Annotated in this window: 11 protein-coding genes; 4 read left to right on the forward strand and 7 right to left on the reverse strand. The window is 68.2% G+C overall.

The genetic code is table 11. The features are described from left to right. Positions 1–84 precede the first annotated feature (84 nt). Complete coding sequence (gene tkt / locus GWK50_RS00375) at positions 85–2,121, forward strand: transketolase (RefSeq protein WP_162014764.1); 2,037 nt, start codon at positions 85–87, stop codon at positions 2,119–2,121. Between the two features lie 36 nt (positions 2,122–2,157). Beyond that, positions 2,158–3,156 (forward strand): type I glyceraldehyde-3-phosphate dehydrogenase, encoded by a 999-nt coding sequence (gap, locus tag GWK50_RS00380; protein ID WP_162014765.1) that lies wholly within the window; start codon positions 2,158–2,160, stop codon positions 3,154–3,156. Positions 3,157–3,389: 233 nt separating this feature from the next. Here gap and GWK50_RS00385 read toward each other — a convergent pair whose 3' ends face one another. The 4 genes from GWK50_RS00385 to GWK50_RS00400 form a co-directional block, all read right to left on the reverse strand. Beyond that, a complete protein-coding gene (locus GWK50_RS00385; protein ID WP_162014766.1) occupies positions 3,390–3,608 on the reverse strand; it encodes a SlyX family protein in 219 nt (72 codons plus the stop codon). Further along, the gene (locus GWK50_RS00390; RefSeq protein ID WP_162014767.1) at positions 3,605–3,952 is read right to left on the reverse strand and encodes an HPF/RaiA family ribosome-associated protein; all 348 of its coding nucleotides are present in this window, start codon (positions 3,950–3,952) and stop codon (positions 3,605–3,607) included. Before GWK50_RS00390 ends, GWK50_RS00385 begins: the two co-directional genes overlap by 4 nt. 118 nt (positions 3,953–4,070) lie before the next feature. Next, a complete protein-coding gene (locus tag GWK50_RS00395; RefSeq protein ID WP_162014768.1) occupies positions 4,071–6,047 on the reverse strand; it encodes an adenylate/guanylate cyclase domain-containing protein in 1,977 nt (658 codons plus the stop codon). Further along, positions 6,028–9,564, reverse strand: a complete 3,537-nt coding sequence (locus tag GWK50_RS00400; RefSeq protein WP_162014769.1) for a TonB-dependent receptor — start codon at positions 9,562–9,564, stop codon at positions 6,028–6,030. Before GWK50_RS00400 ends, GWK50_RS00395 begins: the two co-directional genes overlap by 20 nt. A gap of 187 nt (positions 9,565–9,751) precedes the next feature. Here GWK50_RS00400 and GWK50_RS00405 point away from each other — a divergent pair, with 187 nt between their 5' ends. Continuing rightward, entirely contained in the window at positions 9,752–10,666 is a 915-nt protein-coding gene (locus GWK50_RS00405; protein WP_162014770.1) for a type 1 glutamine amidotransferase, read from the forward strand. A gap of 111 nt (positions 10,667–10,777) precedes the next feature. Next, positions 10,778–11,935 (forward strand): iron-containing alcohol dehydrogenase, encoded by a 1,158-nt coding sequence (locus GWK50_RS00410; RefSeq protein WP_162014771.1) that lies wholly within the window; start codon positions 10,778–10,780, stop codon positions 11,933–11,935. Positions 11,936–11,994: 59 nt separating this feature from the next. Here GWK50_RS00410 and GWK50_RS00415 read toward each other — a convergent pair whose 3' ends face one another. From GWK50_RS00415 to GWK50_RS00425, 3 genes are all read right to left on the reverse strand, one after another. Beyond that, a complete protein-coding gene (locus GWK50_RS00415) occupies positions 11,995–12,465 on the reverse strand; it encodes a peptidylprolyl isomerase (RefSeq protein ID WP_162014772.1) in 471 nt (156 codons plus the stop codon). A gap of 33 nt (positions 12,466–12,498) precedes the next feature. After that, a complete protein-coding gene (locus tag GWK50_RS00420; protein WP_162014773.1) occupies positions 12,499–13,539 on the reverse strand; it encodes a pirin family protein in 1,041 nt (346 codons plus the stop codon). A 150-nt stretch (positions 13,540–13,689) separates the two neighbouring features. Next, positions 13,690–14,574, reverse strand: a complete 885-nt coding sequence (locus GWK50_RS00425; RefSeq protein WP_162014774.1) for a LysR family transcriptional regulator — start codon at positions 14,572–14,574, stop codon at positions 13,690–13,692. Between the last annotated feature and the right edge of the window lie 32 nt (positions 14,575–14,606).

The raw sequence follows: 14,606 nt of genomic DNA on the forward strand, positions 1-14,606 counted from the left end.
TGGCGGGGTCGGGCGGTGCGCTCTGGGGCAGGCCGCTAAAATCAGGGGTTTTCCCCCACCTCACTCCCGACCGGAGCCGCCCTGATGGCCAACACTCAACAAATGGCGAATGCGATCCGCGCACTCGCAATGGATGCCGTTCAACAAGCCAATTCCGGGCACCCCGGCGCCCCCATGGGCATGGCGGACATGGCCGTCGGGCTGTGGGCGCGGCACCTCAAGCACAACCCGGCCAACCCCCAGTGGTTCGACCGCGACCGCTTTGTGCTGTCCAACGGCCACGCCTCCATGCTGATCTACGCGCTCCTGCACCTCACGGGCTACGACTTGCCCATGCAGGAGCTGCAGAACTTCCGCCAGATGGGCAGCCGCACCGCAGGCCACCCCGAGGTGGGCCACACCCCCGGCGTGGAAACCACCACCGGCCCGCTGGGCCAGGGCATCACCAACGCCGTGGGCATGGCCCTGGCCGAGAAGCTCCTGGCGGCCGAGTTCAACCGCGAAGGCCACACCGTGGTGGACCACCACACCTACGCCTTCCTGGGCGACGGTTGCCTGATGGAGGGCATCAGCCAGGAGGCCATTTCGCTGGCCGGCGCCTGGAAGCTGAACAAGCTCGTCGCGCTGTACGACGACAACGGCATCAGCATCGACGGCTCCGTGCAGCCCTGGTTCATCGACAACACGGCGCTGCGCTTCGTGGCCAGCGGCTGGAACGTGATCGGCCCCATCGACGGGCATGACGCCGACAAGGTGGCTGCCGCCATCGCCGAGGCGCACAAGCAGACCGAGCGCCCCTCGCTCGTCATTTGCAAGACGCACATCGGCAAGGGCTCGCCCAACCGCGCCAACACCGCCAAGGCCCACGGCGAGCCGCTGGGTGCCGAGGAAATTGCGCTCTCGCGCGAATCGCTGGGCTGGAGCCATGCACCCTTCGTCATCCCCGACGAGGTGTACGCCGACTGGAACGCCCGCGCCACCGGCCACGCCGCCGAGCAGGCCTGGAACGATCGCTTTGCCGCCTACCAGGCCGCCTTCCCCGAGCTGGCCGCCGAGTTCACGCGCCGCATGAACGGCGACCTGCCCGCGCACTTTGCCCAGACGGCGGTGGACACCGTGGTGGGTGCCCACACCAAGGCCGAGACCGTGGCCAGCCGCAAGGCCAGCCAACTGGCGCTCGAAGCCTTCACCGCTGCCCTGCCCGAACTGCTGGGTGGCAGCGCCGACCTGACCGGCTCCAACCTCACCAACACCAAGAGCACGCCCAACCTGCGCTTTGACCTGCAGGGCAACGTGGTCAAGAACGAGCACGGCGTGGGTGGCCGCCACATCAACTACGGCGTGCGCGAATTCGGCATGGCCGCCATCATGAACGGCGTGGCGCTGCATGGCGGCTTCATCCCCTACGGCGGCACCTTCCTCACCTTCAGCGACTACAGCCGCAACGCCATCCGCATGGCCGCGCTGATGAAGCAGCGCGTGATCCATGTCTTCACGCACGATTCCATCGGCCTGGGCGAAGACGGCCCCACGCACCAGTCGGTGGAGCACGCTGCAGCCCTGCGCATCATCCCTGGTCTGGACGTCTGGCGCCCCGCCGACACTGCCGAAACCGCCGTGGCCTGGAGCGTGGCCCTGTCCAACCGCGAGCAGCCCACCGCGCTGCTGCTGAGCCGCCAGAACCTGCCCTACCTGTCCAAGCGCGACCTGGGCGACATCTCGCGTGGTGCCTACGTGCTCTCCGAGCCCAAGGACGTGGGCCTGAAGAAGAAAGCCCAGGCCGTCATCATTGCCACCGGCTCTGAGGTCCAATTGGTCCTGGCCGCGCAAAAGCAACTGGCCGAGAAAAAGATCGCCGTGCGCGTGGTCTCCATGCCCAGCACCACGAGCTTCGACCGCGAGGACGTCAAGTACAAGAAGTCCGTGCTGCCCGCAGGGCTGCCGCGCATCGCCGTGGAAATGGGCGTGACCGATTTCTGGTGGAAGTACGGCTGCGCCGCCGTGGTCGGCATCGACCGCTACGGCGAATCGGCCCCTGCAGGCGTGCTGTTCAAGCACTTCGGCTTCACGGCCGAGAACGTGGCGGCCACCGTGCGCGCCGTGCTGGCAGGCAAGAAGTGATTGGGTTGTTTTTAACTTTGCAAGGAAGAGACTGACATGGCTATCAAGGTTGGCATCAATGGTTTCGGCCGCATCGGCCGCATGGTGTTTCGCGCTGCGGTGCAAAACTTCTCGGACATCGAGATCGTGGGCATCAACGACCTGCTCGAACCCGACTACCTGGCCTACATGCTGAAATACGACAGCGTGCACGGCCGTTTCAAGGGTGAAGTCTCGGTCGAGGGCAACACCCTGGTCGTGAACGGCAAGAAGATTCGCCTGACGCAAGAGCGCGACCCCGCCAACCTGAAGTGGAACGAAGTCGGCGCCGACGTGGTGATCGAGGCCACCGGCCTGTTTCTGGACAAGGCCAGCGCCGAGAAGCACCTGGCCGCCGGCGCCAAGAAGGTGCTGATGTCCGCGCCCTCCAAGGACGACACGCCCATGTTCGTGTTCGGCGTGAACCACGAGAAATACGCTGGCCAGGCCATCGTCTCCAACGCCTCGTGCACCACCAACTGCCTGGCCCCCGTGGCCAAGGTGCTGAACGACAACTGGGGCATCAAGCGCGGCCTGATGACCACCGTGCACGCCGCCACCGCCACGCAAAAGACCGTGGACGGCCCGAGCAACAAGGACTGGCGCGGTGGCCGCGGCATCCTGGAAAACATCATCCCCAGCTCCACCGGCGCCGCCAAGGCCGTGGGCGTGGTGATCCCCGAGCTGAACAAGAAGCTCACCGGCATGTCGTTCCGCGTGCCCACCTCTGATGTGTCGGTGGTGGACCTGACCGTCGAGCTGGAAAAGGAAGCCGACTACAAGGACATCTGCGCCGCCATGAAGGCCGCCTCGCAAGGCGCCATGAAGGGCGTGCTGGGTTACACCGAAGACAAGGTGGTGGCCACCGACTTCCGTGGCGAGCCCTGCACCTCGGTGTTCGACGCCGAAGCCGGTATCGCGCTGGACAAGACCTTCATCAAGGTCGTGAGCTGGTACGACAACGAGTGGGGCTACTCGAACAAGTGCCTGGAAATGGTGCGCGTGATCGCCAAGTGATCGGCGCCTGAGCTGCGCTCAGGAATCCAACCGGCCGGCCCGCGAGGGCGGCCGGTTTTTTTATGCCGCGATCCATGGTGATTGCACTATCCGCGGCCCATGAAGCGGGCATGCCCCTAGGCCAGCGGCCACCGCGCAAGGGCCGCCCCGCCGCGCGGGTGGCGTCCCCCTTCCGCAGCGCGCAGCGATGCCAGAGAAGGGGGAAGGCGCGCAGCGCCGCAGGGGGATGTTCTCTAGTAATGCGGCGGAATCTCGTCGCGCAGGTTGCGCGGCGCGCCGCCACCGGGCTCGGGCATCTGCTGGCGCAGATGGGTCAGCTCCTGCACCAGCCGGTCGATCTGCTGCTGTTGTCGGTACAGGGCCAGGTTCATCTGGTCCAGCAGATCCTCGGTGTAGCTGGCCTTGATCTCCAGCTCGGTCAGGCGCTGATCGGTGGCGTGCGGGTCGCTCATTCCTCCGCCGTGCGGATGGTGTCGCGGCCGTTGCGGTCTTTCACGCGGCCCAGGTCGTTGTCGAGGGCGCGGGCCAGCTTCTCCATGGCGCCGGTGAAGGCATCGGCCAGCTTGTCGGCATCGGCCGTCACACCCACGGGTTGGCGCCCTGCGGGGCGCGCCTCCATGCGGCAGCGCTTGTCGTTGGCGCCGGATTTGCCTGCGTCCACGTCGGACAGGAAAACTTCGATGCGGGTGACCTGGTCCTTGAAGCGCGCCAGGCGAGACACGGCCTCTTGCTGTACCCACTGGGCCAGCGACTCTCCGCCCTGGATCTTGTTGTCGGTATGGACTTGTACTTGCATGGGTTCTCCTTTCTGAGCGATGGGTCGGTGCGGCGACCGGGATGATGCGGTCCCCACGCCTACATCATGCCCGGATTTGCGGCGAGATTTCTGTAGTGGAGGGGGAAGTTCGTCTGGATCAGAGCTTGTCCAGTGCCACTGCAGGCGACCAAGCTGCCCCAGGCGGCAGCGTTCGTGCGGCCTGGAGGCGTTCCAGCAGCCGCTGCGCGGTGGTGTCGCCCGGCAGGCGCTGTAACAGGGCGTGCAGGTGGGTGCTGGCCTCATCCCAGGCGCGGGCATGGAAGGCCTGCAGCGCGGCGTGCGACAACTGGCACACCTGCGCGTCATCGCAGGGCGTGAACACGCGCACGGGTTCGGACTTGCCTTTGACGATCACATCGTCCAGCGGGCGCAGTGCGATGTCGTCGGGCAGTTGGGCCGCCGTGGCCCCCGACACCAGAATGCCGGTGCCAAAGGCCTTGTTGGCGCCTTCCAGGCGCGCCGCCAGGTTCACCGCGTCGCCAATGGCGGTGTACGAGAAGCGCTGCTCCGAGCCCACATTGCCCACCACCACGCGGCCCGTGTGCAGGCCGATGCGCATGTGGATGCTGGGCAGGCCGCGCGAGCGCAGCGCGGCCACCAGCGGCACCATGGCCTGCTGCATGGCGATGGCCGCGCGCACGGCATGCTCGGCGTGCTGGGCATCGGGCAGGGGCGCGCCCCAGAAGGCCATCACCGCGTCGCCGATGAACTTGTCCACGGTGCCGCCCGTGGCGTGGATGAGCGGCGTCATGGCGTTGAAGTAGCCCGTGAGCACCTCCACCGTCTGCTCGGCGCTGAGTTGTTCCGACAGGGTGGTGAAGTTCGCCAGGTCGGTGAACAACAGCGTGACTTCGCGCGTCTCGCCGCCCAGGCGCAACAGTTCGGGCTGGGCAATCAGGCGCTGGACCACTTCGGGGGGCACATACTGTGCAAACATGGCGCGCACCTGGCGCGCGTGCCGGCGCGCCGTGGCGTAGGCCACCAGGGCCGTGGCACCGTAGATGGCCACCACGGCGGCCAACGGCAGCAGCGGCGGCAGCCACAGCCGCGCCTGGGCAAACAGCCACCACGACAGCAGCAGCACCGCGCCAGACAGCCCTGCAGCCAGCCCTGCCACCGTACCAGGGTGCCAGCGCACGCTGGCTGGCACCAGCACGGCCAGGGCCAGCAGCACCAGCGCCAGGCTCCAGCCCTCGGGCACGGGGCGCAGGGCGGCACCGGTCACATGGTTGTCCAGCAGGGTGGCCTGCAGTTCCACGCCGGGGAACAGGCGTTCGCCGCCCAGCGCGGCAAAGGGGGCGTTGAAGAGGTCGGCCTGGCTGTGTTGCAGTTCGCTGGCCGTCAAGGCCGAGCGCCCCACCAGCACCACCTTGCCGCGAAAGTACCCCGCAGGCAGCAGGTCGGGCTCCAGGGCCTGGTAGTACGAGCGTGTGTCGAAGCTGCCGCGCGGGCCCCGGTAGGCCACCAGGCGGTCGGCGTCTGCGGAGGGCGCGGGCGCTGGGCGGACGCCCAGGTGCTGCGCGAGAGTGGCCGCAAAGCGGCCCGCGCTGGGGGGCATGCGGCGCACCACGAAGTCGTCGTCCGGCTCCACACCGGCGTCGCCATGCTGGGCTCCGGCATCGCGCAGGGTCTGCAGGGGCAGCACCTCGGTCCACAGCGTGGCGCTGGCGCTGTCCACCTTCTCGCGGCTGGAGGCCAGCACCACGGGAATGCCGGCGGCCACCGCGCGGCCCACCGCCTGGGCCAGGGCAGCGTCCTGCGCCGGGTCGGCGGCGGGGTCGGCAAACACCACGTCAAAGCCAATGGCGCGCGCGCCGTCTTCGCGCAGGCGGTCGATCAGCCGCGCGTGCAGGCTGCGCGGAAAAGGCCAGCCCTGGCCCAGTTGCTGAAAGCTGGGTTCGTCGATCGCCAGGATGGCCACGGGCACGCTGCTGCGCCCCGGCGCGGCGAGCGTGGTCCACAGGTCAAAGCTGCGGAACTCCAGCGCATGCCAGGGGCGGCTGTGCGCGGCGGCCCACACCAACAGCAGGGCCAGTAGCGCCGCGCCGAGCGGCTTAAAAACGGTAGCGCGCATCCAGCACGAAGCGGGCCTTCTGGCGCGCAGACTTGGGACCCCACAGGTTGAGCGCTGCCATGCCTACCACCCAGCGCTTGTCGGTGGATTCCCAGAAGCCCATCAGGTCCAGGTTCCAGCCCGGTGGGCGGCGGGTGAGGTTTTCCTTGTCTTCAAACCGTTCGGATCGGTACACCGCGCGGCCGCTGAGGTACCAGCGCGCACTGCTGGCCCAGGTGGCGCCCAGCACGGCGGTGTGGCGCGGAATATAGGGAATCATGCGCCCGGTCACGCGCTCGTCGCCTTCACCAAACGCACTGTGGCTGTGCTGGTACAGGTACTTGGCGTAGCCCGACCACTGGCGGCTGAACATGTGGTTGACGCTGCCTGCCAGCACCTTGAGGGTGCCGCCCTCGTAGCTGGGCGTGTCTTCGAGCAGGTCGGTGCTGGAGAGGTTGGTCAACTGGGCGTTGCGCAGCTCCTCCAGGAACGGCAGGCTGGGGGTGCGCAGATCCACGCCGATGGTGCCGGGGTTGGTCAGGCGCAGGTGGTCGGCGCGCAGCTTGATGAAGGTGGAAGCGCCCCATTCCTGGCTCCATTGCAGCACGGCGCGCTTGTGGCGGCCACCGGCTTCGAGCAACTGGTCTTCCACGGGGATGCCGGCTGTCTCGATGCCCGCGAGGGTCGAAGTGCTCAGCGGCCGCATCCAGTCCTGATAGGCCAGGCGCAGCGTGTGGCCGGGGGCGGGCTGCAGCACCAGGCCTGCGCGCGGGGTGAAGACGCGTTCGGTGTCGTGGCGTTGGGCGATGTCGCCGTCGATCTGATTCGACGCTACTAACCAGAAATTGTTTGCGCCATCGACCCGATGCCGGATCTGCTGCAACCCCAGCGCACCATCGACATTCAACATCGGGTTGTAGCGGTGGCTGCCCGCCAGGGTGAAGGCGGTGTAGCGCCGATCGATGGCATTCGTGCCACCAAATATCAACACATCGGTGGTCGCTGCGGCGACGACCCCGCCTGCGCTGGACTCGCTGGCCTGCTTTTCAACTACATGCTCCAAAGTGGCAGTCCAGCGCGTGCCTGGCGTGGGGTCAAAGGTGTGGTGCAACTGAAGGTCGGTGAACTGCTTGCGTGGCATCGAGTTCAAACTCAGAATGCCTCCAAGATTCGAGAGATTGAAGAGTGCGGGGTAGCCATTGATCTTTGCCTTGTCCACGCTTCGCCCCAGCTTGAGCGATGTCTGTTCGGTGGGGCTGAAGCGGTATGACAAGCCGATTGCACCTTGCCCCAGGCTTTTGTCGATAGATGTTTCCAGACCATCTGCGCCGCGCACATTGAAGTTGAACCAATTGGCATACGCAAACAGGTTCAATCGCTCGGTCGGTTGTATTCCTCCACCCAGACTCAGAACCTGAGCATCCAAAGCAGCGGTTCCAGCGTTAAAAGCCGGAAAGTTGACCACCCCCACATCCACCGGAAAGCGCAGCGCCCGCGCCGTCTGCGCCTTCACAAACCACGACACTGGCACATGGCGGTTGTCCATGCCGTTGAGCGTGAGGGCGGGCGATGCCAGGCGGTAGAACTCGCGGTCCAGCGTCAGCCCCACGGCGCCGTGGCTGCCAGGACGCTGCAACAGCGAGGCGTAGCGCTGGCTGGCGCCAAAGGCCATGGGGTCGGTGAGAAAGCCCTGGTACAGGGCCGAGTTCTTGTTGAACTCACCCGCGTAGCGGTCGGCCAGGAACAGGTGGCTGCCGCCCCAGTAGGGGTAGAAGCTCTGCTGCGCCAGCTCCAGCGCCCAGTCTTCCATGCCGAAGAAGGCCAGCGCCGCGCCCAGGTTGGCGCTGCCCTTCTGGTCGTTGGCCAACTGGTTGAGCGAGCGCAGGTAGGGCATGCGCTGTGCCCCGGCCCGCGCAGCCGCCACGGCCTCGCCGGGCTGGAACAGGTCGGTGTGGATCTGCGCCAGCAGCATGTGGGGCACGGGGTCCTTGTCGTCCAGTGCGGCAGCCTGGTACAGCGTGGTGATGGCGTCCTGGTGGCGCCCGAGCTGGTAGTAGGCGACGGCAGTCCAGGTCTTGGCACGGGCGTAGCGCGGCTCCATCACGCCAGCGCGCAAAAAGGCGTCGAGCGCCGCTTCGGGCTGGCCTTGCTTGAGCCGCAGCAGGCCCAGGCCGGTGAGGGCGACGTAGTCGGCGCTGTGGTCCTGCAGCGCAGCCTGGAAGGCGCTTTCGGCGTCGGTAAATCGGTTGGCAAAGGTCTCCAGCGTGCCGCGTTCGCCCTGGGCCTGCGCCAGGTGCGGTGCCAGTGCAAGCGCCTGCTGCAGGTGCTGGCGCGCGGGGCCGGTGTCCTCGCGCTCGGTGTGCGCGCTGCCCAGGCCCAGCCAGCCGCGTGCGTCCTGCGGGGCCAGTTGGGTGGCTTCGGTGTAGGCGGCCAGTGTGCTCGGCGCATCGCCCTGGCGGCGGGCCAGGGCGCCACGGGCGAGCGCCAGTTCGGGGTGGGGTGCCTGGCCCTGGGCGAGCGTGGCAGCGGCTTCGCCCGAGCGGTCCTGCAGCAACTGCGCGCGGGCCAGTTGGGCCAGCAGTGCGGGGTGGGCGGGCCACTGTTGCAGCGCGTCCTGCAGGGTGGCCACTGCGGCCTGGCCTTCGCCGCCCATCAGCAGCAGGTCGGACTGCATGAGCCACACCGGCAAGGGGGGGCGCTGGGGCATTTGCTGCTGCGCCAGTGCGCGTGCTTCCGGCCATTGGCCGGCCTGCAGGGCAATGGCCAATTCCAGGGCGGCGCCCCAGGCGGCAGGCGCCTGGGTGCGCGTCTGGGCCAGGGCGCTGCGCGCGCGGTCGATCTGGCCTGCCGCCAGCGCGGCGCGCACCGGCTCCAGCGCCGCAGGCAGGGGCTCGGCGGCCAGGTGGGGCAGTGGGTCGGGCTGCAGGGCGTTGACCCACTGCACGCTCTCGCGCGGCTGCACCAGCATGAGCTTGACCGGGGCCTTGCCCACTTCGGCATAGGCGGCTTCGTTGGCGTTCAGTGTCAGTGTGCCCTGGGGGTTGCCAAACTCCACCGTGCCCGACAGCACGGTGAGCAGTGTGCGCCCGTCGGGCTCCACGCTGATGTGCCAGTCGGTGCCACGGATGGCAGCGGTGGCGGCGGGGGTTTGCAGCTCCAGCGGGCTGCCGGGCGGGCGGCGTGTTTGCGTCCAGGCGCGCCCGGCCTCCAGGCGCAGCGTGGTGGTGCCCTGCCCGGCCGCCGCCAGCGCCTTGACCTGCAGCACCGTGTTCTGGTGCAGGCGCACCTGGGTCTGGTCGGCAAACAACAGGGCCATGCGCGCGGCCTCGCGTGTACGCACAAAGTCGCCAGCAGCCAGGGCTTGTGCGGTGCGCGCTGGGCTCCAGGCCGTGGCGCTGGCCGGGCGCTGGTCACCCGCGCCTTGCAGGTCCACGATCTCAGCGGCGGCGCCTGCGGGCAGGGCGGCCAGGGTGTGCGGGGGCCACGCCAGGGCCAGTGCGCAGAGCAGGGGGCGGGCGCGAAGGGGCGGCAAGGGCATGGAGCTTCCTTGGTGTGGGCAGGCCGCAGGGCCAGGTGGGGGATGGCGGAAATTATGCGACCGGCCGGTGACACCTGGATACAGGGGTGGCACGTAAAAGCAACAGCACCGTGAAGTCCGCCCGGTACAGGCCGCCCGACGGATTGCGCCTACAGACGCAGCGCCCGCGCAGTGCTACAACAGCCGCATGTTTGCACCGCGCCGCCTCAAGATCGGGCTGTCGGCCTGCTTTCAGCATGCCGACCCCTCGCGTTCGCTGTTCACCGGCAAGACGCTGCAGTACGTCGAACAGTCGATCGCGCACTGGATCATGTCGGCCGGCGCCATGGTGGTGATGGTGCCCTGCCCCACGGGCGAGACGGCGCGTGGCGACGTGACGCTGGCGCACTATGCCGAGTGGCTCGATGGTGTGGTGATGCACGGCGGCGCCGACGTGTGGCCGGGCAGCTACGGCGAGGAGCCGCTGCGCGAGGAATGGCTGGGCGACCGCGTGCGCGACCTGTACGACCTGGCCGTGGTCGAGGCCTTTGCGCAGGCAGGCAAACCCATTTTTGGCGTGTGCCGGGGGCTGCAGCTCATCAACGTGGCGTTTGGCGGCGCGCTGTACCAGGACATCGAGACCCAACACCCCGGTGCCCAGCAGCACCGCAACGCGCGCACCTACGACCAGCATTTCCACGAGATCGACCTGGTGCCCGGCTCGCGCCTGGCGCACCTGTACCCCGGCCAGCGGCGGGTGACGGTCAACAGCATCCACCACCAGGGTATCAAGCGGTTGGCACCCGGTTTTGTGGTCGAGGCCGTCAGCCACCCCGACGGCATCCCCGAGGCCATTCGCCGCAGCCCCTTGCGCGGGCAGGGCTACATCGCGGCCACGCAGTGGCACCCCGAGTTCCATGTGCAGGGCTCGCACACGCTGGACGATACGGCGCTCCTGCACGACTTTCTGGGTGCCTGCAGCGCGGCGCGCTTCCGGCCCTTCCCGGCCGTGAGCCCGCTGCACATCCGCGACCGGGCCGCACGCCTGCTGCGCCAGGCTTTGCTGCGCGACGTGTTCACGACAGAAAACACCATCGGGCGCTTGATGGGTAAGCGCAAGTAGCTATGGATTTCGTAGCAAATTATCCAGGTGACCTGCCGGGGCTGTCCGCCCAGCGACTGCCACCCGGCGGCCTCCCGCGCTAGCATGGCTGCCCCACAAGGAGCCCGACCCATGCTGAACTTTGAATTCCACAACCCCACCCGCATCGTCTTTGGCCAAGGCAAGGTGGCCGACCTGGCGCGCCTGGTGCCTGCGCAGGCCCGGGTGCTGGTGCTGTACGGCGGCGAGAGCGCGCGGCGCACCGGAACGCTGGACGAAGTGCGCGCCGCATTGGGCGAGCGCAGCGTGAGCGAGTTTGGCGGCATCGAACCCAACCCCAGCTACGAAACGCTGATGCGCGCCGTGGCGCAGGTGCGCGCCGAGCACATCGACTACCTGCTCGCCGTGGGTGGCGGCTCCGTCATCGACGGCACCAAGTTCGTGGCTGCCGCCGCCTGTTTTGACGGCGAACCCTGGGACATCCTGCTGCAGCGCGGGCGCAATGTGCAGCGCGCACTGCCGCTGGCCAGCGTGCTCACGCTGCCCGCCACGGGCTCGGAGATGAACAACGGCGGCGTGGTCACGCGCAAGGCCACGCAGGCCAAGCTGTCGTTCTCCAGCGTGCACTGCTTTCCGCAGTTCTCGGTGCTCGACCCGACCAAGACCTACACCCTGCCGCCCGCGCAAATTGCCAACGGCCTGGTGGACGCCTACGTGCACGTCATGGAGCAGTACCTGACCTACCCCGTGCAGGCACGCCCGCAGGACCGCTTTGCCGAAGGCCTGCTGCAGACCCTGGTGGAAATTGCCCCCGGCGCGCTGGCCGAGCCGCCCGACTACCACCACCGCGCCAACCTGATGTGGACGGCCACGCTGGCGCTCAACGGCCTGATCGGTGCGGGCGTGCCGCAGGACTGGGCCACGCACATGATCGGCCACGAGCTGACCGCGCTGTATGGCATAGACCACGCGCGCACGCTGGCCATCGTGCTGCCCTCGCTCATGCAGTCGCAACGCGCAGCCAAGCGCGACAAGCTCCTGCAGTACGCCGAGCGCGTCTGGCATGTCAGCGGCGGCACCGAGGACGAGCGCATCGACGCCGCCATCACGCACACCCGCGCATTTTTCGAGAGCGTGGGCATCCCCACGCGCCTGTCCGCCTACGGCCTGGGGCGCGAGGCCGTGGACGCCGTGGTGGCGCAGCTCACGGCGCACGGCATGCTCAAGCTGGGCGAGCACCGTAGCATCACGCCCGAGGTCAGCCGCGCCATCCTGGAAGCGGCGCTTTAAGGGTTTTATGGCTCTGGCGCTTGAATATCAAGCGCCAGCAGCTATCAAAACAATAGCAATCAGTGGTGGTGCCCGTGGGCGCCATGCACATGGCGGTGGGCGATTTCCTCGGCCGAGGCGGCACGCACATCCGTCACCTTGCAGGAAAAACGCAGCGCCTGGCCGGCCAGCGGGTGGTTGCCGTCCAGGTGCACCTCGGGGCCCTTGATCTTCACCACGTTGTACACCTGGGGCTGGCCGTCGTTGCCCACGCCCTGCAGCTGGCCGCCCACCTTCACGCCGGGCGGAAACTCACTCTTGGGGATGGTGCGCACGAGTGATTCGTCGCGCGCGCCGAAGGCGTCTTCCACCGCCAGGTCGATGGTGGTGGCAAAGCCCGTGGCCTGGCCTTCGAGCGCGGCCTCGACCTTGGGGAAGATGTTCTCGTAGCCGCCATGCAGGTAGGCCAGGTGGCCCGCGTCAAGCGGCTTGCCCTGGGGCGTGGTCACTTTGTAGCTGAGGGTGACGGCGGTGTCTTTGCTGATGTTCATGCGGCGCTTTCGGAAGGCAAAGCGGGGATTTTCTCACTCACCCGGCAGCGTGTCGGCCTGCGCGCCGGGGTAGCGCGCAAAGCGCCGTGGCATGCCGCCATGCACCGGGGCGCTGTCGGGCCAGGGCCAGCCGCCAAACTCCGTGCGGCGGTAATCCTGCATGGCCTGCATGATCTCCTCGCGCGTGTTCATCACGAACGGGCCGTACTGCGCCACCGGCTCGCCGATGGGGCGGCCCTGCAGCAGCAGGCATTCCACGGCTTGGGTGCCGGTGTTTTCCAGCGCCCAGTCCTGGCCCGCCACCAGCTCCAGTGCGGCGTGCTCGCCGAGGTGATGCGGCCCGATGCGCAGGCCATCGCCCGCAAAGAAGTACAGCATGCGCCGCGTGCCTTGGCCGCGCGCGGCGGGCAGCACCCAGCGGGCGCCCGGCGCCAGGTGCAGCGTCCAGATGGCCACGTCGGCGTCCGGCTGCGCGGCCCAGGATTCGGGCGGCGGCGCCAGCGGCGCGGCGGCACCTGGCAGGGCACCAGCCACCACGGTGACGGTGGTCAGGCGGCCGGCATCGTCGCGGTGCGCCAGGCGCGGAATGCGCTCGTTCCACAGCATGGTGAAGTGCGGCGCCACCATCTTCTGGCGCGCGGGCAGGTTCAGCCAAATCTGGAACAGCTCCAGCGGATTCGGGCCGTCGGTGCGCAGCAAGGGGAACATCTCGGAATGCTGGATGCCCCGCCCTGCCGTGACCCACTGCACGTCGCCGCCGCCAAAGCGCGCGGCCGCGCCGAGCGAATCGGCATGGTCGATCAGGCCCTTGCGCACCAGCGTCACCGTCTCGAAGCCCCGGTGCGGGTGCGCCGGAAAGCCAGGCACCGTCTCACCGTGGTACATGCTCCAGCCGTCCTGGCGGCTGAAATCGCTGCCGATCTGGCGGCCGCCCAGCAGGTGGGGCGCCGGGCCGAAGGCCCCGTTGCCCGCCGGGTAGGCGTCATCGTGATGGGCGCAGAACAGAAACGGGTCCAGCGTGGGCCACAGCGGGCCGAGGGGCTGGGCGTTCAGGATGGGCGAGGATGTGGTCATGGCAATGCTCCTGGGTGTATTGGAGCGGTCTTGGCTGCGCAGGACTAGGCCCTGGCTGCGCAACACTGCGTTCCATGGGTGTATTCAGAGAAAAAACAGCATTGGGGCCAATACAGATAAGCGCTATCAGCTATTAAAAGAGGAGCATTTCTACAGCGCCTGTGGCACCGCCTCCGCCAGAAAGTCATACACCGCCCGGATGCGCGCGCTGGTGCGGATCTCGCGGTGCACCGTGAGCCAGATGGGCAGCGTTGGCAGCGCGAGCTGGGGCAGCACCGGCTGCACCTCGGGGTCGGTGCGCGCCATGTAGTGCGCCACGAAGCCGATGCCCAGGCCCGCGCGCACCGCCTGCCAGTAGGCGATGAAATCGTCGGTGCGGAATGCGAACTGCTCGCGCCCCACCGGGTGCCCCAGGGCGGCAAAGCCGCGCAGGATGTCCTCGTAGCGGTCGTTGCCCACCAGCTCGTGCGCCAGCAGGTCGGTGGGTTGGCGCGGCGTGCCCCGGCGGCGCAGGTAGTCGCGGTGCGCGTAGGCGCCCAGCGCCACGCTGCCGATGCGCCGCGCCACCAGGCTGGACTGGTCGGGCTGCACCATGCGCAGGGCGATGTCGGCCTCGCGGCGCAGCAGGTTGCTGACCTCGTTGCTGGCAACCAGCTCCACCTGGATGTCGGGCAGCTGCTGGCGCATGCGCAGCAGCAGCGGCGGCAGCAGCAAGCAGGCCACGGGCTGGCTGGCGCTGATGCGTACCGTGCCGCTGGCGCCGGCCTGCGCACCCGAGACACCGCGTGCCAGCGCATGCGCGCCGGCCTCCATGGCGTGCGCCGACTCGGCCAGCCGCAGCGCCGTGGCGGTGGGCTGCAGGCCCCGGCCGGTGCGCTCGAACAGCACCGTGCCCAGTTGCGCCTCCAGCTCGGCGATGTGGCGGCCCATGGTGGGCTGGCTGGACTGCAAGGCGCGCGCCGCGCCCAGCAGGCTGCCGTGCTCCAGCACGGCCAGGAAAGAGCGCACCAGGTTCCAGTCGAACGGGGTATTCATGGATGAAATCCTGCTATGGGCATTTATGCAAT

It is taken from the genome of Acidovorax sp. 210-6 (assembly GCF_010020825.1).
In the GTDB taxonomy this organism is placed as follows: Bacteria; Pseudomonadota; Gammaproteobacteria; order Burkholderiales; family Burkholderiaceae_C; genus Simplicispira; species Simplicispira sedimenti.